Consider the following 21,336-nt stretch of genomic DNA (forward strand, 5'->3'; position numbering starts at 1 on the left):
TTAGTTAAACTAAAAAAGCTAGACGGAATCCATCTAGCTTTACAATAACGTTTGTTATGTTAAAATTATTTTAGTCGCTTACTCTTCTTTTTTATAATCTGCGTTTAACGCATCAATAATTGTTTGAGAAAGGTCTTCTGAACCATAAAGTACACTTGCTGCAGTATCGCTAGTTCCAAAAATGTAAGAATATTGGTTCTTTTTACCATAATCGTTTACAAAGTTTTTTACTTTAACGATTAATGAATCAATATCAGTTTGAAATGCTTTTTGCATTTGTTGTTGCTCCATTTGAATTCTTTGAGTCAACAACTGCTCTTTTTGCTGAATTTCTTGAGATAATTTTTGAAGATTAGCCTGAGACATATTTTTAGCTTTTAATTGAGCTTCTTTTAACTCTAATTGATAATTGCTAATCATACTATCTCTTCTTTTTTGAAAAGCTAAATCTTTTTGCTCGTACTTTTTCTCTAAGTCAATTTTTTCTTGATACTCATTAATCACTTTTCCGTTATCAATAAAAGCTAATTTTTGCTGTTCTTGACAAGAAGAAAAACTTAACGCTGTTACAAGTATTAAAACTAGGTATTTCATTTTTTAAAGTTTTTAATTTTTTGCAAATGTAATAAAGTTGAGAACTGAAATCTTAAAAAACGAACATATTAATAAAAATAATACTTCATTAACGATTAATTCATTTTAGTTATAAAAAACGGCTTTATATAAAAGCGTGTAATAACGATTTAAAAAAAGGCCAATAAATGACAAGGACACAAATAACAAAAACGCTTAAAACGCCTTAAAATGCGTTTTAGCTCTTTTTAAGCACATAAATAAGCGAAGAATACTCTCCAGTGCGTTTTGCTTTTAAATTAGATTGTAATCCTACCCAAAAAGCTGTTAATGGATTTTTGGATCCTGATTTATATTGCTCAGAAAGTAAGCTTACATAAAATGCATCAAATGTCATTGGCAAGGTTTTTTCAATTTCTAAATTGTGTTTTGAAAATAATTTTGAGATTGATGTTTGTGAAAAATGCCAAAGATGTCTAGGCACATCATAAGCTGCCCAAAATGCACTGTAATGTTTTGCATCATAACTTTTAAAGTTTGGAACTGCTATTACAAGTCTTCCTTCGGGTTTTAAAAGTCTGTTTAAGTTTTGTATTTCGGTTTCTAAATTTGGTAAATGTTCAAGTACATGCCAAAGCGTAATAACATCAAAAGTTCCTGATTCAAATTCCTGCAAAGTATTAGTATCAAAAACTTGATTTATTGTTTTTGAATTTGCAATGGCTCTTGCCTTTTCGTTTGGTTCAATACCATAAACATTCCAAGCATTGTTTTTTGCGGTTAGCAAAAAATCTCCTGTACCACAACCAACATCTAAAATAGTTTTTCCTGAAACTGGAAACGAATTGATCAACTTTAATTTTCGTTTCAAAGCCATTCCTCTTACAAAATGATATGCTTTTTCAAACCAATTTCTTTTAGAATCGGTATGCGAAATATAGTCTTCACTTTTGTAATATTCAGAAAGTGTATTTGCACTAGGTTGAGGAGTTGTTTCCAACATATCCAATTCTTCATTATACACTAATTGAAAATCTTCACCAGAAACCGAATGGTCTTTTACAGTTAAATATGTTGGTTTTTTATTCATTTTAAAATAGATTCTGAATCAAGTTCAGAATGATAAAATAAAGAAATTAATAAAAGTGTTCCACGTGGAACTTAAATTAAAGTATTATACAATTCAACATTTAGCATGTTAGATAAATCTTTACCTAAAGTTAAAACTTCAGCTTTATTAAAAGATTTAAAAACGGTTTGATTTCCTTCTTTATTGAAAAATTTAATTGAATACATTTCAAACTTATCTTCACCAAAAGGCGTGTGAAAACCAAAACCCATTACTGTTTTATATCGCTGCTTAAACAATGAAATATATTCTGGTTGAATGATTTTTATCTTAAGTTTGACAAGCCTTAAATTGAAAAAACCAAACCTAATATAACTGTCAAAATTCGCTTTTATCAAGTAGTCATAATTAAATACAAAAAGCAAAGCTCCTATGATAATTGCAAAAGAAAACATAGGGTGGAAAATTGATAAAACAACAGATACAAACAAGAAAGGAATTAAGAATATAACTTTTGATACAATAGAAATATGTTGTTTTAATACAATTTCTCTCATTCTATCTACCCATATAAACTAAAAGCACCGAAATATCACTAGGAGAAACTCCACTAATTCTTGAAGCTTGAGATATGGTTACAGGCTGAATTTTATTCAATTTTTCTCTTGCTTCCATACTCATAGATTTAAGTTTAGAATAGTCAAAATTAGCTGGAATTTTAATCCCTTCTAGCCTATTTAATTTATCAGCATTGTTCTTTTCTTTCTCTATATATCCTGAATATTTAATTTGAATTTCGGCTTGTTCAATCACTTCATTATTCAAATTATGTTCTTGGATGTATGCTTCAACAGCTTCAAATTGACGCATGTCTTCAATAGTAATATTTGGTCTTGAAAAGATTTTAAACATCTTATCTGATTGTTTCATCAACGAAGAATTTTTAGCTTCAAGTACAGGATTTGCTTCTTCAGGCTTTACACTAGTTTCTCTAAAAAACGACACAAAAGCTTCAGATTGCTCCTTCTTATTTTCCATCTGCTTCATGCGTTCTTGAGTTGCTAAACCAATCTCAAATGATTTAGGAGTTAATCTAAAATCGGCATTATCTTGTCTAAGTAGCGTTCTATATTCAGCTCTTGAGGTAAACATTCTATAAGGCTCTTCAGTACCTTTTGTAATTAAATCGTCAACCAAAACACCTATATAGGCTTCACTTCTACTTAAGGTAAAAGCATCCTTTTCTTGAACTTTTAAAGCAGCATTTATTCCTGCCATTAACCCTTGCGACGCAGCTTCTTCGTAACCTGTGGTTCCGTTAATTTGTCCTGCAAAATATAAACCACTTACGAGCTTAGTTTCTAGCGTGTGCTTTAATTGCGTTGGTGGAAAATAATCGTATTCTATAGCATAACCTGGTCTAAAGAATTTTACGTTTTCAAAACCTGCAACCGAACTCAATGCTTTAAATTGAACATCTTCTGGCAGTGATGTGGAAAACCCATTAACATACACCTCAACAGTATTCCAACCTTCTGGTTCAACAAATAATTGATGACGATCTTTATCTGCAAAACGATTTATTTTATCTTCAATTGAAGGACAATAACGAGGTCCTAAACTTTTAATTCTACCATTAAACATTGGCGACCTATCAAACCCTTCTCGTAGCAAATCATGAACTTCAGGACTTGTATATGTCATGTGACAAGAACGTTGCTGTGTTAATGGTTTTGTAATATCTAAATACGAAAACTTATCAGGATTATCATCTCCAGGTTGCTCAATCATTTTTGAATAATCTAAAGAACGACCATCAACACGAGGAGGTGTTCCTGTTTTCATTCTGCCAGAATCAAAACCTAAATCAACCAGCTGTTCAGTAATTCCTGTTGCAGCACGTTCACCTGCTCTTCCTCCTCCAAAGTTTTTATCTCCAATATGGATAAGTCCGTTTAAAAAAGTACCATTAGTTAGCACAACACTTTTAGCTTTAATTTCTAAACCTAAAGATGTTTTTACACCAACAACTTTATCTCCTTCCATTAACAAACCAGACACCATCTCTTGATAAAAATCTAAATTAGGAGTTTGCTCTAACAGGTTTCTCCACTCTTCAGCAAAACGCATTCGGTCACTTTGCACACGTGGACTCCACATTGCAGGTCCTTTTGATTTGTTAAGCATTTTAAACTGAATAGCCGTACGGTCGCTAACAATACCACTATAACCTCCAAGCGCATCAATCTCTCTTACAATTTGCCCTTTAGCAATTCCTCCCATTGCAGGATTACAAGACATTTGTGCAATATTTTGAAGGTTCATAGTTACCAATAAGGTTTTTACACCCATATTGGCTGCAGCAGCAGCAGCTTCACTACCTGCATGACCTGCTCCTACAACTATAACATCATATGTATCTTTAAATAAACTCATAGTGTTCCACGTGAAACAATTTAGATTCTGTTCAAAATTTTGGGATGCAAATATACAGCGAAATTATTGTAAATCAACCAATACCTTCATGTACTGTTCTTCCTTTGCTCGCATTACCTTGGCATCTTCATCAGTCTTATCTTTATAACCACAATAATGAAGTATACCGTGAATTATCACTCTAGACAATTCTACATCAAAATCTACTTTAAAATCCTTTGCGTTATCTTCTACTCTTTCTACGGAAATATAAATATCTCCATGTAGCTCTTTTCCTACTGAATAATCGAAGCTAATAATATCAGTTAGCGTATCGTGATCCAAAAATTCTACATTAATTTTATGCAAATAGTCATCGTCACAAAATATGTAATTGATATCTCCTAAGCTGCAACCTTCGTTTTGTATCGTTTCTTTTATCCATTGTTCAAAAATGGTTTCATTGGATAATTGAAACTGGGTTTCATAGTTAAAACTAATCATCTGATTTTTTAAAGTACTCTTGAACTTTCTTTTTATAAACTTGATGCAAAGGTAATGCTTGTCGGTTTAAAATTTCAGTAGTATTAAAATATTCTTTAGCCTTAGGAATTTGGTCTGTAGTAGTATTGTTAAACTGTTTGTCGTTAGTTTCAGATTTTCGTTTATTATCCTGCCCTTGAGTAAATGTAGCATCTTCAAGCTTTAATAATTGATGCTGCAAATCCATCATTTTTTGCAAGGTTTGATTGGTGAATCCTTTGTTTAATAAGTCCAATTCAATCTCTTCCATTTTCTCCAACAAGTCTTTTCCCTGACCTTGTAAACCGTCTTTAGCTAGCTTATCTTGTAACGCTTGCCTTAGTTGTTGCTGTTGTTGATAAATTCTAAACAGTTCTCCATTTAATTCCTCACTATTCCCTTCGCCATCGCCTTCTTGACTTCCTTGTTGACTTCCGTTTTGTTTGCCTTGGTCACCTTCCCTCCCTTCATTTCCTTCTTTACCCTCATCGCCTTCTTTAGATTTTCCTTTCTCACCTTTTTTCATGCCTTCTTCCATTTCTTTATTAAGCTCCTCTTGGCTCTTAATAATATCTGGTAATTGCATTTCTTGTCCGCCACTTCCTGATTGACCAGATCCTTGTCCTGAACCTTGACCAGAAGAGGAATTCATTTGAGCTTCCATATTGTCTAAAACATCGCTTAAAAAACTAGACAGCTCATTTGTTGCTGTTATAGTGTATTGCTGCGTGGAAACACCTTGATAAATTTGATTTTCCGAAAGCTGAGACATAGACTTATCAATGTTAAAAAACACATCGGTAATTTGCTTATTTACTTGTTCAGAAAGCATTGGTTGACGCAGTGAAAGCGCAAATAAACTGTCGTCAATATGTTCAAAATGTTCTCTTAAAGTGTTCTGTTTACGCAAGTGCTTGCCATATTGATTATGGTTAATGTCGATGCTTCTAAACTGATTCATTAAGTTTTCTTGATCGAATGAAAACAGCACTAAGTTGTCTAAAATTTGACGAAGCATTGCCGCATCTTCTGAAAGCTGCTCTCCACTACCAGACATCATAGACTGCATCATTTTTGCACTCATTTGCTTCATTTTTTCTGAAGCTTTCTTTTGGCTTTGTTGTGCGTTATTTTGGTTTTCTTGCGAATCTTGTTTATCGCCTTGTTGTTCGTTTTGTTCTTGCTGCTCTAATTGTTCAGAAGCGTCTTGTTGATCTTTTTTAATGCTTTCTTCAGTAGCTTTATCATCAGGAATAGCAAATGGTTTTTTAAGGTCTTCGTTTTCCTTTTTCAATTCTTCCAACTCTTCTTGAAACTCTTCAAAAGCTTTATTTAATTCATCTTGAGCTTCTTTAGTGTTTTCTTCATCTTGCTTAGATAATTTATCTTGTTCTTCAGCAAGATTTTCTAATTCCTTTTGAAGTTTCTCGGTTTTTTTAGCCACATAATAGCGCTTGGTCAACTCCAAAAGTTGTTCTAAACTGCGTTGTTTATTTTTGTTTTGCTTAGCAAGTTGTTCTAGTTTTTCTGTTAGCTCTTCCTTTTGAATTTTGTCTTGAAGTTTTTCTAATTCTTCAAGTAATTTTTCATCTTCCTTAAGTTGTTGCTCGTTTTCGTCTAAACGTTTTTGAAGGTCTTCTTTAAATTGATCTTGTTCTTCATTTTGAAATTCCTCAAGGTTGTCTTGAAGTTTTTTGTTGAAGTTTTGCATCAATTGCTCCTGCTCTTTTTGACGTTTTAAAAAGTTTTCAAGTTTCTTTTTATCATTGAAATTGAGCTCTTCTTTTTCCTTTTGATTTTTTGAAATTTCTTCGAGCTTCTTATCCTGATCTTTCAGTTTTTCAAAAGAATTGTTTAAGTCTTTTATGGTTTCATTTTGCTCCTCTAATTGCTTTTGCTCTTCTTCATCTTTTGTCAACTTTCTGTAACTAAATACCGAACTTTTAGTGCTTTTGTAATTATGGATTGCATCGTTATCAAACACCTGAAAATATAGCTCATAATCTACACCTTCGGTAAGTTGTAATTGATTTGGGAACGCGCTTACAAACTCGTCAAAATTAGATGAACTTACAGGAATGTTTTCCGTCTTTTTATCACTATCATCGTTTGAAGGATAATACACCAACTGCAATTTGCTCAATCCATAATCGTCACTAACCTGTCCGAAAAAATACAAGGATTGGTTATCAATTGAATCTTTTTCAACCTTTAAGGTTAACTCAGGATAATCGTCTTTAATCACATTAATTGAAAACGCTAAATTTTCGTAATCTTTCAACGCATCATTACTTGTGCTAATACTGTACTCTAAATTGTTGTACAAGCGTTTATTAGCTTCAAAATTTCCATTGTCTAAAGGCTTAAACTGTATAGTGTCTTGCGCGTAGAGTGCTACTGTATTTGTGGACTTAGTATTGACTTTCCAAGTAACGTTAGTCCCTTCTGGAACTGTTGTAGAACCTGTACTTTTAAGGATTTCATCAGCTTTTTTGGTATGCGAAGGATAATCTAAAACCATTTCAAAATTCACCAGCTTAGGAATGTTTACCACATTTAAACTATATGTTTTAGAATTAACATTATTTGCCGATAAATTAAACTCAATTTTATCTTTTGGTTGCGTAAACACATACTCAAATTGTCCTGGAGCTGTTTGCTGTAAAAAATAAGTTTCGTTGTTGTATTTTATTTGAGCGTTTTCAGGTATTACTTTTCCTGTAGTAGAAACCAGAAGTTTAAAGTCTTTATTTTCAATAGCGTTTAAATCTTCATTAACAACAAAAAACTGAAAAGGTGCAGGTGGCTCATAAGCCACATTGTAATTCACAACACGTTCATAGCTATCGCTAAACCAATTTAGTTTTCCTGTTGCGTAAGAGAGCAACAAAATAACAATTGGTATGGCTGCATATTTTAGATATTTAGCGTTTTTCTTGAAATTAACTGCCATTTTAAACGGAATTGGGCTCAATTCTGCAGATTTTTGTTCAATACTAGCCAATAGTAATTCAGAGTCTGCGGCATGCTGTTTAAGCTGAAGCACGTTAAGCAACTTATCATTTACTTCAGGAAAATGGTTTCCTATAATTTTTGAAGCGTCTTCATAGTTAATACCTTTTTGTAGCTTAAATAATTTCGCTAAAGGAATAGCAATGAACTTTGCAAAAAGTCCAATCTCTACCGCAACAAACAACCAAAATAAAACAGTTCGTGCTGTAGGGTTCAACCAAAGTACATATTCAACAAAAAGGGTAAATAAAAGATACAACAAGCCAATGGCAAAAAATAAAATAATGCCTTTTAGCAACTCATTAGTATAAAATCGCCTAATAAATTGCTCTAGCTTAGCTTGTATTTCTTTAAAATGACTTGCCATACGGTTAAATAACTTACTAATATAAAATTTATTTTGGTCTGTAAATGCTTAAATTTTGGTAAGATTCTGTTAATTTCGAGAAGATGTATTAAATTTAAGACTAACATTTTGCTTTTGTTATGAAAGATTTAAAATACTTAGCTGCTTTTTCAATTCCAATTGTTGCGTGTATTGGTATCTCCTTAAAGGGATATTTTTCTTACTTAACTCCTGTTTTTGCCTTTGTTATTATTCCTTTGCTAGAACTAGTTTTTCCTGTTGATACACATAATTTATCTTCACAAGAAGTTGATAGTAAACTAAAACGCAAACTTTTTGATTGGTTACTGTATCTTAATCTTCCTTTGGTATATGGCCTACTCTTTTTTGGAATTTATGAAGCGACAACCTCAACAATTGAAACTTATGAATTTATAGGTTTAATACTCTCAGTAGGTATTGTTTTGGGAGTTAATGGTATAAATGTGGCTCATGAACTTGGTCACAGACAATCCACTAACGAGCGTTTTATTGGAAAAGCCTTGTTGTTACCTTCATTGTATATGCATTTTTATATTGAACACAATTTTGGACATCATTTGCATGCAGCAACTCCTGAGGATCCTGCAACAGCAAGATACAATCAAAGCGTGTATTCGTTTTGGATTACTTCAGTATTTAGACAATATGGCAATGCATGGAACATTCAACTAAAATTGCTAAAAAACGGCAAAAAAGGGTTCTTTTCGGCAAAAAACGACATGTTTTGGTACATTTTGCTTCAAATAGGCTATTTATTTACAATGTTTGCGTTGTTTGGAACTTTAGGTTTAATATTTGCGCTTTCGGCAGCAATTATAGGTTTTATACTTCTTGAAACGGTTAACTATATTGAACACTATGGATTGCTACGATTAAAAACTAAATCTGGAAGATACGAGCGCGTTAAAGAAATTCATTCCTGGAACTCAAACCATGTTATTGGAAGAATTGTGCTTTATGAACTCACAAGACATAGTGATCATCATTTTAAATCTTCTAAAAAATATCAAGTATTAGATTGCCATGATGAGAGTCCACAAATGCCTTATGGTTATCCAACCTCAATGGTTTTGGCAATGCTTCCTCCGCTTTGGTTTAAAATTATGAATAAACGTGTTCCACGTGAAATGATTTTAGCTTAACTATTTCTATTCCTAAATATCGTTTTATCTTTGCAGCCATAAACTAAAAACAATGTCAAAAAACGTTCGTGTGCGATTTGCACCAAGCCCAACAGGACCTTTACATATTGGAGGTGTAAGAACTGCACTTTTTAACTACTTATTTGCCAAAAAACACAATGGTACTTTTGTATTACGTATTGAAGATACTGACCAAAACCGTTATGTTGAAGGTGCTGAAAACTATATTGTAAAATCTCTTGAATGGTGCGGAATTCCTTTTGATGAAGGTCAAGGAAAGAATGAAAAATTTGGTCCTTACAGACAAAGCGAGCGCAAACATTTATATAAAGAATATGCTGACAGATTAATTGCTGAGGGAAAAGCTTATTATGCGTTTGATACTGCTGAAGAATTAGATTTTCATAGAAAAGACCACGAGGCTAAAGGCAAAACCTTTATCTATAATTGGCATAACCGTTTAAAACTTAAAAACTCTTTATCACTTTCAGAAGATGAAGTAAAAACTAAGCTTGACGCTGGAGAAGATTATGTGATTCGTTTTAAATCGCCTCAAGATGAGACACTTCATCTAAAAGATATTATTCGTGGTGATATTAAGATAGACACTAATATTTTAGATGATAAAGTATTATTTAAAGCTGATGGCATGCCAACTTATCACTTGGCAAATATTGTAGATGACCATTTAATGGAAATCACTCATGTTATTCGTGGTGAAGAATGGTTGCCTTCTCTTGCTTTACATATTCAACTTTATGATGCTTTTGGATGGGAAGCTCCAGAATTTGCACATTTACCTTTAATTTTAAAACCAACCGGAAAAGGAAAATTAAGTAAGCGTGATGGAGATAAATTAGGTTTTCCGGTGTTTCCTTTAGAATGGAAAGACCCAAATACTGGAGATGTATCTAGAGGTTATAAAGAAGATGGTTATTTCCCTGAAGCTGTGGTAAACTTTTTAGCCTTTTTAGGGTGGAATCCAGGAACAGAGCAAGAAATTTTCTCTTTAGAAAACTTAACTCAAGCGTTTGATTTAGCTAAAGTTAATAAAGCAGGTGCGCGTTTTGATCCTGATAAAACCAAATGGTTTAACCACCATTATATGCAAGAACAAGACAACTATGATTTAGCTGTTGCATTTAAAAATTCTAAAACTGAATTATCTGAAATTGACACACAGTATATTGAACTAGCAATAGGATTAATTAAAGAACGTGCCACTTTTGTGAGTGATTTTTGGGATTTGAGTCATTTTTTCTTTGTAACTCCTACTGAATATGATGAAAAATCAGCTAAAAAAGCATGGAAAGAAGATTCATTAAACTTAATGAAAGCGCTTATTCTTATTATAGAATCTGTTGATGATTTTACAGTTGAAAACCTTCAAACCGTTATAAAAGGTTGGATAACCTCAAACAATATTGGTTTTGGAAAAGTAATGATGCCTTTACGACTAGCTCTTGTTGGTGCTTTACAAGGACCTGATGTGTTTGATATTATTTACATGATAGGTAAAAACGAAACTGTACAACGCATACAAAACCTTACTAATAATTTAAAGTAAAAAAAAGCGAGTTGTAACAACTCGCTTTTTTATTTTATTCTTTATCGTTTAAAAGACAATAATAGCTGTAAAGGCAAGCATAGACTGGTTTCCTTTAAACTTGTTGTTTCCTCCTGTTGTGTCTAAATCATTATTGTTATTAAGTTTATTGAGCATGTTTGTAAACCCATAAATGTATTGTGCTCTTAACTTAAACCCTTTAAAACCTGCTGTAGCTCCTACTGCTCCATTGACATTAAACTGTGAAATTCCTGTGATATCTTTAGCTAAAAGATTGTTATAGCTTCCAATAATGTAGTTTTCGTGGTTGTCATCTTTTAATTCCAATTCGCTATTGTATTGAATCATTGGTCCTACATCAACAGTAATGTAATCTTGTAAAACCTTTGCATGAAACAAAAAAGCCACTTGCGCTGTAAATAATTTATAATCTATTTCTTCTTCATTAGCAATTACATTTGATGGTCTAGCAAAAACACCAACATTATTTTCAGATAATTGAATGTTATAACTAACCGTGTACCACTTATGAGGTAAATCTACTGTTGCGCTTAAGCCTCCTAACCAGCCTTCGCCTTTTACGGTTTGAAAGTTGTCTGTAATAATGTCAAACTGGGTAAGTCCACCATATATTCCTATACCATTTTTTATGGAATATCTTTGGTGTTGCGCTAATGCTGTTGTAACAAAAGCTATACTAAATGCTACTAATAAGAAAAGTTGTTTTTTCATGATTTTATTTTTGAGGGATAAACAAACCTAATCATTTTTTGATTTAAACTTTGGTAATTCGTAAAAAATATGGTGCTTCATTAAAATATAACTTAAATTAGTAAACAAATATTTCCTAACCATTAAAAAACTTGTTATGGGCGAATTTATCTTATTTCCAATTATTTTTTTCGGATTAATCGTTTTAATCTCTTCCTTCTTTATTGTTAAGCAACAGTCAGCTGCCATTATTGAACGCTTCGGAAAATTTCAAAGCATTCGTCATTCTGGACTTCAAATGAAAATCCCTTTAATCGATCGTGTAGCTGGTCGTTTGAGCTTAAAAATTCAACAGCTCGATGTGATTATTGAAACCAAAACGTTAGATGATGTTTTTGTGCGCTTAAAAGTTTCGGTTCAGTATATGGTAATAAAAGATAAAGTTTACGATGCGTTTTATAAATTAGATTATCCACATGATCAAATTACTAGTTATGTATTTGATGTGGTTCGTGCCGAAGTGCCTAAAATGAAACTAGATGATGTATTCGTTAAAAAAGACGATATCGCCATTGCTGTAAAAGCCGAATTAAATGATGCAATGTTAGAGTATGGTTTTGACATTATTAAAACCTTAGTGACTGATATTGATCCAGACTCTCAAGTAAAAGCTGCAATGAACAGAATTAATGCTTCAGAGCGTGAAAAAATAGCTGCTCAATACGAAGGTGATGCAGCACGTATTTTAATTGTTGAAAAAGCAAAAGCAGAAGCTGAAAGTAAGCGTTTACAAGGTCAAGGTATTGCTGATCAAAGACGTGAGATTGCTCGTGGTTTAGAAGAATCTGTTGAAGTTCTAAATCGCGTTGGTATTAACTCACAAGAAGCCTCTGCATTAATAGTTGTAACACAACATTACGACACTTTACAATCGTTAGGAGAAGAAACTAATAGTAACTTAATTTTATTACCAAACGCTCCTCAAGCAGGAAGTAATATGCTTAATGATATGGTGGCTAGTTTTGCTGCAAGTAACCAAATTGGAGAAGCTATGAAAGAAGCTAGAAATAAAAAGAAAGAAGACTAATTATTTATATTAAAAACTAAAAGCCTCAAAGTTATTTTGAGGCTTTTTTGTGTTTATTAATTAGTTGTTTTAAACTTTCTAAATAATCCTCAAGTGCTTTGTTATTGACTTTTGGATGCTCCATATTAGGAATCGTAATTGGATTTTCATCCAAATGCTCATAAATTTCAGGATAATTGGTTTCAATTTCTCTCGTTAATACTGATATTTCTGTTATTAAATCCTTTGCAGTTTCCATACTATTTGAGTTTATCTTAAAATACAAAAAATATAACCCAAACTGTATTAAGAATTAGTTAAAAGGATGACGTTCTTCCCAATCTCTTGTTGGATTCATTAGGCTAAAAATCAAATTTAAAGCAGCATTTAACAACACGTTTGTATGCCTTAAGTATATGAACATATTTTTAGGTTTTGCACCTACCGAACTCTTTATTTCCATAGCTGTTCTGGCATAAACAGTATGTTCAAATTTGTTATTTATAGCAAATTCTGCCATATCGTACAGCATATTCAAATACAATTGATGGTTGTATTGATGTGCACTATCATACCCAAGAAAATAGGTTTCAAGCACCTTATTATTCAGAATTAATGTATAAAAACCTACAAGAGTACCATCAAGATAATACGCAAAGACTTTAAATTGGTCTTTTAGCTCTTTTTTAAGCGTGTAGAAATGATTTTTAGGAAGTATAAAGGTATTTATCCTTGCATTATCAGAAACGTTCTTATAAAGCCTAAATAACAATTCAGAATGAGTTTCAATAGCATCAAGGTTTAATTCTTTTTTTTGAATAGCACTCGCCTTTTTACGAGCTGTTTTTAAACGTCTTCGGTATTTTTTATTTAAACTGGTTTGATAATCGTTAAAGGTATTCCAATTCTTATGCGTTGGCATAATCATATTGGGTTGAACCGAGACTTTTCTGAATGCATTCGTTTTAAACAATTCTGAATACGAATGAATAGAATCATCTTCAAAATAGTCTTTAAAAATTAAGGTCCTTATGGTTTTTCCTTTTGATGATTTTATATCTTTTTTCAACTGATACACAGCCTCAAAAACACAGAAAAGAAAATCACGTTCTGATATGGCTTCAGTATTAAAATAGAAACCGTGTTGTCCTGTATGCATAAGGTTTCCAACAACCAAAACATTTCCTTTAAGTACTTTAGAAACATAATGTTTTACGCGTTCTTGAAAACAAGAGTCTTTATGGTTTCTAAAAATATCTTCAACATACAATTGCACACGCTGAATGATAGCAATACCCACTAAATTTTCAGCATTAAAAACACCTACATAATACCATGACATATTATCTGGTGAGGCGTTTTCAACAGCAGTTAAATAGGGTTTTTGGAGAAATACATCATGCGTGGTTAGTACTTGCCACGAATCAGGTAAATCGTTTTGAGAATTGTATATTTTAAAGTGTATCAATGTAAAAAGAAAAAGACTGAACGCTTATGTCAGTCTTTTTATGTTATAATTCATTACAAAATTTATTGCCATCCGCAAACAATGCCACCCATGATTGCCATAGTAACAATCCAATAGCCAGCATTAATAAAAATGTATTTGGCACCTTTTCTTTCAAAAAGCGCATTGGTTCCAAGAATTGGTAATGCAATAAAGATTCCTGCAATTGTGCCATGTAAAGCACCATGTTTAAAGGTTCTAAAAGCAGTACCATAATCTGCCATAAATGCTTCAAAAGATGGTTTCGCAAGACTAGGATCACCACCAACCATACCTAAAGCACCAGTTTGGTGAATGGTTAAAAACTGTAATGCAAAGGCTAATAAGAACGCAAAAATAAATGCAAGGATAAAAATTTTAGCCATATTGGCGCCTTGCATTTTTTCTTCGGTCATGTCAGCAGCTTTCATCCAAGCTGTACCAAATACTTTTGGATTGTACCAAATTGCACCAATTATCAATGCAGAAACTGCAGCTGCTAAAAGTGCTAAAAAATTGATTTCCATAATATCATGTTTTAGTTAGTGTACTAAAGATAGTAATTATTGAAATACAATTTCTGTTTTATTATCTTTTAAAGCGCTTTAGCTTCTTCTACCAACAATGCATTTTTATCTTCTAAAGCTTTTTCTATAAACTCATTAATAGCATCGTTTTTTTCTAAACCATTTGTTAATAACACTTTTAAAGTAAGCATAGCGGCAATACGTGTTCCAACCTTTTTTACAGCAGTTCCAAATAAAGGTTCTAACTCATCATAACTAACCTCATTGGCAAGTTCAAGAATTTCTGTCTTTACTTTTGCTTGCTTATCTTCTGGGTAATTCGTGTACTTTTTTCCTAATTGCTGAATAACATTAATTGCTTTACGCTGTTGTTGCGGTTTAGGTTTTTTTTGTTGTTGCGGCTTTTCTTGTGGTTTTTGTTTTTCCCAAGTATCACGTAATCCAACTGTTTTATTAAATACTAAAGCATTAGATGTAGAATCGTTATCAACATTAAAATATCCTAAACGTTGAAATTGGAACCTATCTCCTACTTTAGCTTCTTTTAAACTTGGTTCAACAAATGCTTTGGTAATGTTTAACGAATTAGGATTTAAGAATTCCATAAAGTCTTTGTCTTGGTGACTATCTGGTGCTTCATCCATAAACAAACGATCATATTCTCTAACTTCGGCTTCAACAGCATGCTTAATGGATACCCAATGTAGTGTTCCTTTTACTTTTTTAGACGTATCAGTATCGTAAGTACAATGTACTTCGGTAATGTTTCCGTTAGCATCTTTTACAACCTCATTTGCTTGAATGATGTAAGCATTTTTTAAGCGAACTTCACCACCAAGTTTTAACCTGAAAAACTTACTTCCTGCTTCTTCTTTAAAATCAGCTTTTTCAATATATATTTCTTTTGAAAAAGGAACTTCTCTAGAACCTGCTTGTTCGTCTTCAGGATTGTTTTCAGCCTCTAACCATTCTACTTTATCATCTGGATAATTTGTAATCACCACTTTTAGTGGATCTAAAACTGCCATAACACGAGGCGCTGTTTTGTTTAAGTGATCACGAACACAAAATTCTAATAAAGACACATCAATAACATTTTCGCGTTTAGCAACACCAACACGCTCAATGAAATTTCGGATAGATTCTGGTGTATAACCACGACGTCTTAACCCAGAAATAGTAGGCATTCTAGGATCATCCCAACCTTTTACAATACCATCTTCAACCAACTTAAGTAGCTTACGCTTACTCATAATGGTATAACTTAAATTTAAACGTGCAAACTCACGCTGTTTAGGAAGCATTGGATAAGTGTTTTTTGAATACTCATACACTTGCTCCTTAAACCAGTCGTAAAGCTCTCTATGCGGCTTAAATTCAAGCGAACATAAACTATGCGAAATTTGCTCGATATAATCGCTTTCACCATGTGTCCAATCGTACATTGGGTAAATACACCAATCGTTTCCTGTTCTATGATGTGCTTTTTTAAGAATACGATACATGATTGGGTCACGCATTAACATATTAGGATGTTGCATGTCTATTTTTGCACGTAAAATATGATCGCCTTCGTTAAATTCGCCTGCTTTCATACGTTCAAACAATTCTAGGTTTTCTTCAACCGAACGATTGCGATAAGGACCATCAACTCCTGGTTGTGTTGGTGTTCCTTTTTGTTCTGCCATCGCTTCGCTAGATTGCGAATCGACATAGGCTTTACCTTCTTTTATTAATAAAACAGCCCAATCGTATAATTGCTGAAAATAATCTGATGAGTATAATTCATTTTCCCATTGATACCCTAACCACGCTACATCTTCCTTAATAGCATCTACATATTCTTGCTCTTCTTTAGCTGGATTGGTATCATCAAAACGAAGATTTACAGGTGCGTTATACTTTTCACCCAAACCAAAACTAATACCAATAGCTTTAGTATGCCCAATATGTAAATAACCATTTGGTTCTGGTGGAAAACGAAAACGTAATTTAGAAGTTTCTAATCCGTTTGCTAAATCTTCTTCTATAATATGCTCAATAAAATTTAGTGATTTGTCACTCATAATATATATCTAAATAGGGCTACAAATTTAAAGGAAATAACTATAAAATAAGTGAATAATATATCTTTGTAAAAAAATAGTATTTTGGGAATTATAAAAGTTGAAAACATTAGGATTTATGCACACCATGGATGTCTTACAGAAGAAACAAAAATTGGTAGTGATTATAGAGTAGATTTAGAGGTTGAAGCCAATTTAAAAGAATCTGCTAAAACTGATGCTTTAAGTGATACTGTAGATTATGTGTTTTTAAACAGAATTGTAAGAGAGGAAATGGGACAACCATCTCACCTACTTGAAACTGTTGCTAAACGCATCATTAAGCGTATTTTAAAAGAAGATAAAAAGGTTAAAAAGGTTACTGTTTGTGTAAGTAAATTAAACCCTCCAATAGGTGGTGACGTAGAAATGGTAACGATAAAAATGACAGAAAGACGAAAAAATAAGTAGTAAATAGTGTAAAAACTTTATTTTTTTTACATTTGCCAACTCTTCTTTTCTATTTAAGAAAATTGAGATTCCTGCTTTCGCAGAAATAATTGGCGTCATGGCCGAGTGGCTAGGCAGAGGTCTGCAAAACCTTCTACAGCGGTTCGAATCCGCTTGACGCCTCAAAAACCTTCAAGTATTTCTTGGAGGTTTTTTTTATAGCCTATGTTCAATTTCTTCTTGAATGCGTTCTTTTCCTTTAGGAAATATACCTTGAACTAATAATAATACACCAAAACCTAAAATCACTAAAGCAATGATTTTTTTAGTTTTGTAAATGAGTCTTGGTGTTAATTTGTTACGTAATCTTTTTGCGATAGCTATTTTCACTAAATCTACAAGAAAATAAACGGTAAGCATTGTAGCTATAAAAACTGTAACTCCATTTTCAGATTCGGTAATAGAACTTCCAATAACGATAAATCCTAACCATCCTAAAAGTACTCCTATATTGATAAAATTGAGTAAAAATCCTTTAATGAATAATTTACCATATGCATTTTTAGGCATTTCAACTTTATGATATTCTCTAACAATTGTACGGAAGGATTTTGATGTTTTTATAAAAGAAATAACACCATAAACCACTAAAAGAGCACCACCAAAAATTAAGAAATTAGGATCGTCTTTTATCTTATCGATAAGCTTATTGGTACTATAAAAAGCGACTAGGATAAAAACAATATCAGCAAAAATAACTCCAAAATCAAATACTAAAGCGCTTTTAAATCCTTTGGTAGCACTAGTTTCGAGCAGTACAAAAAATACTGGACCAATAGTGAATGCTAGGATTATTCCGAAGGGAATTGCAGCTAAAATATCATCAAACATATAGGAAATAAGTTTCCTACAAAGCTAATAAAAAAGACGTATTAATTAGTTCATACGTTTAATTCTTCCACCTAACATTGTGTCTTCGTTAACTGTAGCTGGACTTCCATAAATATTTACATCTCCTCCTGCTCTAACTTTAGCATCAACTAATTTAGATGCATTAACATCTGCTTCACCAGCAGCTTTAATACTTACAGTAGTATTTTGGGTCTCGAAAGCTTTACCTTCATAAACACCTCCTGTGTTAAGTACTATATCTTGAGAATCGGCTTTTCCTCTGGTTTCAACTACTCCACCAGAAACTGCTTTGATGTCAACTTTTTTAACATCCAATCCTATTTTAAGTCGAGCACCTTCTTGAGATTTCAGTTCTATATAATCTTGTTTTATAAGCTCATTTGAAGAAATAAAAGCACCTTCGTTACCATCAATAATATCTAACTTAGTGTAATGTACAGCAACAAATGTTCTGTCACCATTAAAGATTTTATTAAACTTCATTCTTATTTTAAGTTTTCCATCTTTATTGATAACTTCTACATCATCAATATCATCACCTGTGATTTCAACTTTGTTAACGTCTGATTTAATTAAATTCACTTCTATCCTATCAAAAACTTTTACTTCGGTAAAATCTCCTACTCCTTTTTCTTTAGGATTTTGTGCTGTTATAATTGAAGTTAATGCTATAAATGCAATGGTTATAAACGTTTTCATGTGTATGTGTTTTATTATATTTACGTATACTATTGTAGTAAAGATGTTATAAAAACGTTATTGTTACAGTAATTGTACCAAAAATTGAATTAAGCCACAGAAACTGCGGTTCCTGTTACTGAAACTATTATGGCTGTTGTGTTAGGAAATGTTTCTATGTCTAAATGTATTCCAACTACTGCATTTGCTTTTAAATTGATTGCATTTTGCTGTAATTTTTGAAAAGCATCTTCTTTAACCTCGTTAATACTTTGCTCTAACGCGTTATAAAATTTATCCATACTAAACGTAAATGATACTTTTTTACTGTTTACGCCTACGCCAGTGACTAAACCTAAATAATCTATAATTTGATGTCCTTCAATGGTATTTGTGGTTGTTAAAATCATATTACTCGTGTTTTCCTATTAATGTAAAATCTAAATGCTTTTTAACTAAATCGGTTTCTTTTACTTTTACAATCACTTCATCACCTAATTGATACATGTTTTTGGTTTCGCGACCTACAATAGCGTATTGGCTTTCGTCAAACTCATAATAATCATCTTTTATATCGCGAATACGAACCATACCTTCGCATTTATTATCAATAATTTCTACATAAATTCCCCAATCTGTCACTCCTGAAATAACGCCTACAAATTCTTCGTCTTTATGATCTTGCATAAATTTAATTTGCATGTATTTAATACTATCACGTTCAGCTTTTGTGGCTAAATATTCCATATTACTGGAATGTTTACATTTATCTTCATAAATAGCTTCATTAGCGCTTTTTCTGCCATCTAAATAATGTTGTAATAAACGATGTGCCATAACATCAGGATAACGACGTATAGGCGACGTAAAATGGCTGTAATAGTCAAATGCTAATCCGTAATGACCTATGTTGTGCGTGGTATACTCTGCTTTACTCATGCTGCGTATCGCAAGTGTATCAACCAAGTTTTGTTCTTTTTTACCAGCAACGTCTTTTAATAAATTGTTTAATGAAGCTGTTGTACTTTTTCGGTCTTTAAAATTGAGTTTATAACCAAAACGTCCAACAATATTTTGTAAAGCTGCCAATTTACTATCGTCTGGTTCGTCGTGCACACGATATATAAAGGTTTTTTCTGGCTTTTGCTTTCCTATAAATTCGGCTACTTTTTTATTTGCTAACAGCATAAATTCTTCAATTAACTTGTTAGCATCTTTTGAAGTTTTAAAGAACACGCCAACCGGATTATTGGTTTCATCTAGGTTGAACTTCACTTCTACTTTATCAAAAGAAATGGCACCAGAACGCATACGTTTAGAACGCATTTTTTTAGCCAATTCATCAAGTTTTAATGTTGCATCGGCTATTTTTTGATCGGTTTTATAAGCTTTTCCTGTTAAAGATACTTCGGCAGGAATTTCGTTTGTTTTAGATTCTATAATGGCTTGCGCTTCTTCGTATGCAAAACGTGCATCACTATAAGTGACTGTTCTACCAAACCATTGGTCTTTAACTTCGGCTTTATCATTGATTTTAAAAACGGCTGAAAAGGTATATTTTTCTTCATGTGGTCGTAGTGAACACGCGTTGTTAGATAGAATTTCGGGTAGCATTGGTACCACACGATCTACTAAATATACTGAAGTTGCACGCTCGTAAGCTTCGTCATCTAAAACTGTATCTGGTTTTACGTAATGTGATACATCGGCAATATGAATACCAACTTCATATAAACCATCATCTAATACTTGAAATGATAGGGCATCATCAAAATCTTTAGCATCTTTAGGATCGATAGTAAACGTCAGTACATCTCGCATATCACGACGTTTAGCAATTTCTTCTTTCGTGATTGAAGTATCTATATTATTGGCATAATTTTCTACCTCATACGGGAATTCGTAAGGCAAACCATATTCAGCTAAAATGGCATGAATTTCGGTATTATGATCTCCTGGTTTTCCTAGAACTTTTATTACTTTTCCGTAAGGAGAATCGGCTTTTTCAGGCCAATCTTCAAGAGATACTAGTACTTTGTCACCATCTTCAGCTTTAAAGGTTTTATTAATTGGTACAAAAATATCTTTGTACATTTTATTGCTATCTGGTACTACAAAAGCATAGTTGCTATGTAATTGAATGACACCAACATATTCGCTTTTTGCACGTTTTATAATTTCGGTAATTTCACCTTCAAACTTACCACGTTTACGACGTTTATAAACATAGAATTCTACTTCGTCTCCATCTAACGCTTTATTTATATTGTTTGAAGCAATGTAAACGTCTTCATCAAAATCGTCACAAATAACGTAACCTGAACCTTTAGCGTTTAAGTCTAGAATACCTGTGTGATATTCTGCAGTAACAATGGCTTTAAATTTACCACGATCTACTTCTTCTATTTCTTGTTTCGCTTTAAGTTGCTGAAGTTTTTTTATAATTTGATTTCTGCTACTGGCATCATTTACACCAAGTTTAGCAGCTATTTGTTTGTAGTTAAACGTTTTATTTTTCTCTTTTTTTAAAATACTTAAGATTGTATTAGTAAGGTTGGAAATCTTGTTATGTGAAGGTTTCCTTTTTTTCTTTCTTGCCATGTATTATGTAATCATTTTCATTTCCTAATTAAAGATAGGAATCTGTTATTTTATAACCTAATAAAAGTGAAGTACTGGTTATAAGTTTACTCAATAATCGAGATTTAAATCTTCCTAGGCTCGCTTCGACATTAAAACTCTTTTCTTATTCATGCCTTAAGTGCTTGCACCA

At 32.4% G+C, this 21,336-nt stretch carries 19 protein-coding genes and 1 tRNA gene; 5 read left to right on the plus strand and 15 right to left on the minus strand.

Going from position 1 to position 21,336, the window contains the following annotated elements:
- Window positions 1–78: 78 nt before the first annotated feature.
- From OD803_RS04150 to OD803_RS04175, 6 genes are all read right to left on the minus strand, one after another.
- Window positions 79–594: an OmpH family outer membrane protein gene (locus tag OD803_RS04150; RefSeq protein WP_134198340.1), complete on the minus strand. Its 516-nt coding sequence runs from the start codon at window positions 592–594 to the stop codon at window positions 79–81.
- Between the two features lie 217 nt (window positions 595–811).
- Entirely contained in the window at window positions 812–1,663 is an 852-nt protein-coding gene (locus OD803_RS04155) for a class I SAM-dependent methyltransferase (RefSeq protein ID WP_134198339.1), read from the minus strand.
- Between the two features lie 71 nt (window positions 1,664–1,734).
- Window positions 1,735–2,199: a hypothetical protein gene (locus OD803_RS04160; RefSeq protein ID WP_262732460.1), complete on the minus strand. Its 465-nt coding sequence runs from the start codon at window positions 2,197–2,199 to the stop codon at window positions 1,735–1,737.
- Between the two features lies 1 nt (window position 2,200).
- Entirely contained in the window at window positions 2,201–4,078 is a 1,878-nt protein-coding gene (mnmG, locus tag OD803_RS04165; RefSeq protein WP_262732461.1) for a tRNA uridine-5-carboxymethylaminomethyl(34) synthesis enzyme MnmG, read from the minus strand.
- A 63-nt stretch (window positions 4,079–4,141) separates the two neighbouring features.
- On the minus strand, window positions 4,142–4,561 hold the full coding sequence (gene ybeY / locus OD803_RS04170) for an rRNA maturation RNase YbeY (protein ID WP_134198336.1): 420 nt from the start codon (window positions 4,559–4,561) through the stop codon (window positions 4,142–4,144).
- A complete protein-coding gene (locus OD803_RS04175) occupies window positions 4,554–7,958 on the minus strand; it encodes a DUF4175 family protein (RefSeq protein WP_262732462.1) in 3,405 nt (1,134 codons plus the stop codon). The genes ybeY and OD803_RS04175 overlap by 8 nt, the downstream gene beginning before the upstream one ends.
- A gap of 119 nt (window positions 7,959–8,077) precedes the next feature.
- Between OD803_RS04175 and OD803_RS04180 the strand changes: the two genes are divergently transcribed.
- Window positions 8,078–9,121, plus strand: coding sequence for an alkane 1-monooxygenase (locus OD803_RS04180; protein WP_262732463.1), 1,044 nt, complete (start codon window positions 8,078–8,080; stop codon window positions 9,119–9,121).
- Window positions 9,122–9,173: 52 nt separating this feature from the next.
- Window positions 9,174–10,688, plus strand: a complete 1,515-nt coding sequence (gene gltX, locus OD803_RS04185; protein WP_262732464.1) for a glutamate--tRNA ligase — start codon at window positions 9,174–9,176, stop codon at window positions 10,686–10,688.
- A 48-nt stretch (window positions 10,689–10,736) separates the two neighbouring features.
- On the opposite strand, the gene OD803_RS04190 is transcribed toward gltX, so the two are convergent.
- Window positions 10,737–11,420 carry a hypothetical protein gene (locus OD803_RS04190; RefSeq protein WP_262732465.1) on the minus strand — a complete coding sequence of 228 codons (684 nt, stop codon included), beginning with the start codon at window positions 11,418–11,420 and terminating at the stop codon, window positions 10,737–10,739.
- Between the two features lie 136 nt (window positions 11,421–11,556).
- Between OD803_RS04190 and OD803_RS04195 the strand changes: the two genes are divergently transcribed.
- On the plus strand, window positions 11,557–12,486 hold the full coding sequence (locus tag OD803_RS04195; RefSeq protein WP_129759800.1) for an SPFH domain-containing protein: 930 nt from the start codon (window positions 11,557–11,559) through the stop codon (window positions 12,484–12,486).
- A 31-nt stretch (window positions 12,487–12,517) separates the two neighbouring features.
- Here OD803_RS04195 and OD803_RS04200 read toward each other — a convergent pair whose 3' ends face one another.
- From OD803_RS04200 to OD803_RS04215, 4 genes are all read right to left on the minus strand, one after another.
- Window positions 12,518–12,724, minus strand: coding sequence for a hypothetical protein (locus OD803_RS04200; RefSeq protein ID WP_262732466.1), 207 nt, complete (start codon window positions 12,722–12,724; stop codon window positions 12,518–12,520).
- Between the two features lie 54 nt (window positions 12,725–12,778).
- Window positions 12,779–13,933 carry a GNAT family N-acetyltransferase gene (locus OD803_RS04205; protein ID WP_262732467.1) on the minus strand — a complete coding sequence of 385 codons (1,155 nt, stop codon included), beginning with the start codon at window positions 13,931–13,933 and terminating at the stop codon, window positions 12,779–12,781.
- A gap of 62 nt (window positions 13,934–13,995) precedes the next feature.
- A complete protein-coding gene (locus OD803_RS04210) occupies window positions 13,996–14,478 on the minus strand; it encodes a DUF1761 domain-containing protein (protein WP_129759803.1) in 483 nt (160 codons plus the stop codon).
- A gap of 68 nt (window positions 14,479–14,546) precedes the next feature.
- The gene (locus tag OD803_RS04215) at window positions 14,547–16,544 is read right to left on the minus strand and encodes a glutamine--tRNA ligase/YqeY domain fusion protein (RefSeq protein ID WP_262732468.1); all 1,998 of its coding nucleotides are present in this window, start codon (window positions 16,542–16,544) and stop codon (window positions 14,547–14,549) included.
- A gap of 84 nt (window positions 16,545–16,628) precedes the next feature.
- On the opposite strand from OD803_RS04215, the gene folB reads away from it, so the two are divergent.
- Both folB and OD803_RS04225 read left to right on the plus strand, forming a co-directional pair.
- Window positions 16,629–16,994 carry a dihydroneopterin aldolase gene (gene folB / locus OD803_RS04220; protein WP_129759805.1) on the plus strand — a complete coding sequence of 122 codons (366 nt, stop codon included), beginning with the start codon at window positions 16,629–16,631 and terminating at the stop codon, window positions 16,992–16,994.
- 91 nt (window positions 16,995–17,085) lie between these two features.
- A tRNA-Cys gene (locus OD803_RS04225) sits at window positions 17,086–17,156 on the plus strand.
- A gap of 33 nt (window positions 17,157–17,189) precedes the next feature.
- Here the strand turns inward: OD803_RS04225 and OD803_RS04230 are convergent.
- The 4 genes from OD803_RS04230 to rnr all read right to left on the minus strand — a co-directional run bounded on the left by OD803_RS04230 (window position 17,190) and on the right by rnr (window position 21,164).
- Window positions 17,190–17,864, minus strand: coding sequence for a LysE family translocator (locus OD803_RS04230; protein WP_129759806.1), 675 nt, complete (start codon window positions 17,862–17,864; stop codon window positions 17,190–17,192).
- Window positions 17,865–17,909: 45 nt separating this feature from the next.
- Window positions 17,910–18,584 carry a head GIN domain-containing protein gene (locus tag OD803_RS04235; protein WP_262732469.1) on the minus strand — a complete coding sequence of 225 codons (675 nt, stop codon included), beginning with the start codon at window positions 18,582–18,584 and terminating at the stop codon, window positions 17,910–17,912.
- Window positions 18,585–18,673: 89 nt separating this feature from the next.
- Entirely contained in the window at window positions 18,674–18,973 is a 300-nt protein-coding gene (locus OD803_RS04240) for a YbjQ family protein (protein ID WP_262732470.1), read from the minus strand.
- A gap of 1 nt (window position 18,974) precedes the next feature.
- Window positions 18,975–21,164: a ribonuclease R gene (gene rnr / locus OD803_RS04245; RefSeq protein WP_262732471.1), complete on the minus strand. Its 2,190-nt coding sequence runs from the start codon at window positions 21,162–21,164 to the stop codon at window positions 18,975–18,977.
- Window positions 21,165–21,336: the final 172 nt, after the last annotated feature.

Origin of the sequence: Gaetbulibacter sp. NE (assembly GCF_025548475.1) — a bacterium.
GTDB lineage: Bacteria > Bacteroidota > Bacteroidia > Flavobacteriales > Flavobacteriaceae > Gaetbulibacter_B > Gaetbulibacter_B jejuensis.

Bases quoted from the DNA above. Each gene is read 5' to 3' on its own strand.
- OD803_RS04150 (WP_134198340.1), bottom strand. From the start codon at position 594: ATGAAATACCTAGTTTTAATACTTGTAACAGCGTTAAGTTTTTCTTCT.
- OD803_RS04155 (WP_134198339.1), bottom strand. From the start codon at position 1,663: ATGAATAAAAAACCAACATATTTAACTGTAAAAGACCATTCGGTTTCT.
- OD803_RS04160 (WP_262732460.1), bottom strand. From the start codon at position 2,199: ATGAGAGAAATTGTATTAAAACAACATATTTCTATTGTATCAAAAGTT.
- mnmG (WP_262732461.1), bottom strand. From the start codon at position 4,078: ATGAGTTTATTTAAAGATACATATGATGTTATAGTTGTAGGAGCAGGT.
- ybeY (WP_134198336.1), bottom strand. From the start codon at position 4,561: ATGATTAGTTTTAACTATGAAACCCAGTTTCAATTATCCAATGAAACC.
- OD803_RS04175 (WP_262732462.1), bottom strand. From the start codon at position 7,958: ATGGCAAGTCATTTTAAAGAAATACAAGCTAAGCTAGAGCAATTTATT.
- OD803_RS04180 (WP_262732463.1), top strand. From the start codon at position 8,078: ATGAAAGATTTAAAATACTTAGCTGCTTTTTCAATTCCAATTGTTGCG.
- gltX (WP_262732464.1), top strand. From the start codon at position 9,174: ATGTCAAAAAACGTTCGTGTGCGATTTGCACCAAGCCCAACAGGACCT.
- OD803_RS04190 (WP_262732465.1), bottom strand. From the start codon at position 11,420: ATGAAAAAACAACTTTTCTTATTAGTAGCATTTAGTATAGCTTTTGTT.
- OD803_RS04195 (WP_129759800.1), top strand. From the start codon at position 11,557: ATGGGCGAATTTATCTTATTTCCAATTATTTTTTTCGGATTAATCGTT.
- OD803_RS04200 (WP_262732466.1), bottom strand. From the start codon at position 12,724: ATGGAAACTGCAAAGGATTTAATAACAGAAATATCAGTATTAACGAGA.
- OD803_RS04210 (WP_129759803.1), bottom strand. From the start codon at position 14,478: ATGGAAATCAATTTTTTAGCACTTTTAGCAGCTGCAGTTTCTGCATTG.
- OD803_RS04215 (WP_262732468.1), bottom strand. From the start codon at position 16,544: ATGAGTGACAAATCACTAAATTTTATTGAGCATATTATAGAAGAAGAT.
- OD803_RS04230 (WP_129759806.1), bottom strand. From the start codon at position 17,864: ATGTTTGATGATATTTTAGCTGCAATTCCCTTCGGAATAATCCTAGCA.
- OD803_RS04235 (WP_262732469.1), bottom strand. From the start codon at position 18,584: ATGAAAACGTTTATAACCATTGCATTTATAGCATTAACTTCAATTATA.
- OD803_RS04240 (WP_262732470.1), bottom strand. From the start codon at position 18,973: ATGATTTTAACAACCACAAATACCATTGAAGGACATCAAATTATAGAT.
- rnr (WP_262732471.1), bottom strand. From the start codon at position 21,164: ATGGCAAGAAAGAAAAAAAGGAAACCTTCACATAACAAGATTTCCAAC.